This window comes from Streptomyces katrae (assembly GCF_000966975.1).
Lineage (GTDB): Bacteria > Actinomycetota > Actinomycetes > Streptomycetales > Streptomycetaceae > Streptomyces > Streptomyces katrae.
In genome coordinates, this window is sequence record NZ_JZWV01001461.1 from 1 (window position 1) to 2,265 (window position 2,265).

The following is a 2,265-nucleotide window of genomic DNA, read 5'->3' on the forward strand; positions in this document are numbered from 1 at the left end:
GTAGCTGGAACTCCCCTTCGCCAGGCCGACCCGGTCGGCGATCTGAGTGATCGTCGCGGGCTCGAAGCGGAGCACGGCCATGATCCGGTGGCGCGTGAGATTGGAGACGGCGCGCAGCTGCTCGTCCGTCGTGACGTGGAACGTCTCGGGAAGATCGTCGGTAGGCATGACAGCAATGGTCAACGATTCTTGACCATTGGGCAAGGGGTTTCGTGGAATCCCGAACTTCCTTCACCTGAAAGCGGGTTCGACGCCCGTCAGGCCGCAGCTGGCCGCCCACAGACGGGCGGCGGTCGTGGTGTCGGCCAGGTGCTCCCAGAGGGGTTCGACCCTGGGCGCGCCGCGGAGCCCGAACACCCGCGGGCCGAGCATCAGGCCGCCGCCCACCGCCGGGTCGAGCACGGCCCGCGCGGCGGGCCAGGCGGCGGCGTCCTTGCCCTGGACGGCGAGGCGCAGCGGCAGGCGGCTCAGGCGGGCGCCCGCAGTGCGGACGTGGACGGGAGGGCGCGAGGGGGTGAGGGAGTCGAGCGCGCCGCCGGGGTGGACTAGCACGCTCACGCCGGGGTGGACGAGCACGCTCAGCGTCGTGCTGCCGGCGGCCCGCAGGCGGCGGTCGAGCTCGAGGGCGAAGAGCATCTGGGCCAGCTTGGAACGCGCGTAGGCGCGCTTGGGCCGGTAGTCGTGCCTGCTCTGGAGGTCGTCGAGGTCCAGGCGTTCCGACTTGGCGGCGAAGCTGCCCGTGGTGACGACCCTGCTCCCCGGGGCCGCGGCGAGCAGGGGGGCCAGGTGGTGGGTCAGCGCGAAGTGCCCCAGGTGGTTGGTGGCGAACATCAGCTCGTGGCCGTCCGCGGTCTCCCGGCGCGGGGGGTGGTCGAGGGCCACGCCGGCGTTGTGCACGACCGCGTCGAGGCGGTCCAGCCCGAGCGCGTCCACACAGGCCCGGGGCGAAGCGGGATCGGCCAGGTCCAGGGTTACGTGCCGCACCGCGGCGCCGGGGACGCGCGCACCAATGGACGCGATCGCCGCCCCGGCCCGCGCCGGGTCGCGGCTGCCGAGGACGACCGTGGCGCCCGTGCCGGCGAGTTGCTCGGCGACGAAGTAGCCGATGCCCGCGTTGCCGCCGGTGACCAGGAAGGTCTTCCCGGCGGCGGGAGGCAGCCGGTGGACGTCCCACGGCGGGGTGTGGGGCACGGAGGGGGTGGACGGCATGGCGGGCTCCCGGATGTGCGCAGGGGTCTGGTCAGGGCGGCCCCGGCCCGTTCACCAGCCGGTACCTGCCCGCCCCCCACGGTCACGGAGCCCGCTCACAGCGCACCGACAGACCGCGGCCCCTGCCGACAGCCGACCGACAGCGCGCGCCCGCGCGGGTGTGCGAAGCCGTGGTGGCCGGACCCTCAGGCCCGGCCCCGCCCGCGCGGCCCGCCGGGCCGCCAGGAAGTCCAGGCGCGTTTCCCGGTCCGCCCCTGAGCTGTTCGATGCGGGCCACGCGCCGGCGCAGCGAGTGCCTGGTGGCCCAGCCCGCCTGCGCCGCCGACCCGGTGCCCGGCAGCCACCAGTGGACCGGCAAGTGCCTGACGCTGGACCGCTCGCCGCCGACCGCGTTCCACCCGCAAAAGTAGGGTCGTGCATACTTTTGCGGGCGAGGTACGGCGTTTCGGCTGGGCCGCACTGACCAGGGGACATCCAGACGTGGACACCGGTACACCGGCAACCGGCGCCTTCGGCGCGCTGCTGTACGGCCTGCGGAGGCGGGCGGGGCTGAGCCAGGAGGAGCTCGCGCACGCGGCGGGAGTGAGCGTGCGCGCCCTCTCGTACATGGAACGCGGACGCTCCCGGGGGCCGCAGCGCCGCACCGTGCAGGCACTGGCCGAAGCCCTTGGCCTGGACCCGGAAGGCGCCCGCGAGCTGGAACACACGCGAGCCTGGGCCGCCCGCGCCGGGCCCGCACCACGGAGGCCGCGCCCGCCGCCGCAGGACCGGACCCGGCCGCGCGGACCGCCACGCCGGATCTGTTGCCGCGCGCGCCGCGCGGCTTCCACGGGCGGGAGGCGGAGCTCGCCGCCCTGTCCCGGGCCGCCGCGGGCGAGGCGCCCGTCTGCCTGGTGGTCGGGCCCGCCGGGGTCGGGAAGACGGCCCTCGTACTGCACTGGGCCCACCAGGGCCGTGCCGGATTCCCCGAAGGGACGCTCTACGCCGACCTGCGCGGGTTCGGTGACACCGGCGAGCCCGCCCTGATCGAGGTGCTGCGCGAGTTCCTCTCCGCGC

Annotated in this window: 3 protein-coding genes and 2 pseudogenes; 3 read left to right on the top strand and 2 right to left on the bottom strand. The window is 75.1% G+C overall.

The genetic code is table 11. The features are described 5' to 3' along the window. Together VR44_RS48070 and VR44_RS38315 are read right to left on the bottom strand one after the other, a co-directional pair. Positions 1-168 (bottom strand): annotated as a pseudogene (locus VR44_RS48070) (transcriptional regulator); the annotation flags it as partial. A gap of 63 nt (positions 169-231) precedes the next feature. Next, complete coding sequence (locus VR44_RS38315; RefSeq protein ID WP_045952301.1) at positions 232-1,209, bottom strand: SDR family NAD(P)-dependent oxidoreductase; 978 nt, start codon at positions 1,207-1,209, stop codon at positions 232-234. Between the two features lie 266 nt (positions 1,210-1,475). On the opposite strand from VR44_RS38315, the gene VR44_RS45715 reads away from it, so the two are divergent. The 3 genes and pseudogenes from VR44_RS45715 to VR44_RS48080 form a co-directional block, all read left to right on the top strand. Next, on the top strand, positions 1,476-1,619 hold the full coding sequence (locus VR44_RS45715; protein WP_157880538.1) for a hypothetical protein: 144 nt from the start codon (positions 1,476-1,478) through the stop codon (positions 1,617-1,619). Positions 1,620-1,689: 70 nt separating this feature from the next. Next, positions 1,690-1,848 (top strand): annotated as a pseudogene (locus VR44_RS48075) (helix-turn-helix domain-containing protein); the annotation flags it as partial. Between the two features lie 164 nt (positions 1,849-2,012). Then, the coding region (locus tag VR44_RS48080) for an ATP-binding protein (protein WP_425424569.1) at positions 2,013-2,265 on the top strand (253 nt) is incomplete at its 3' end.

Bases quoted from the DNA above. Each gene is read 5' to 3' on its own strand.
- VR44_RS45715 (WP_157880538.1), top strand. From the start codon at position 1,476: ATGCGGGCCACGCGCCGGCGCAGCGAGTGCCTGGTGGCCCAGCCCGCC.
- VR44_RS38315 (WP_045952301.1), bottom strand. From the start codon at position 1,209: ATGCCGTCCACCCCCTCCGTGCCCCACACCCCGCCGTGGGACGTCCAC.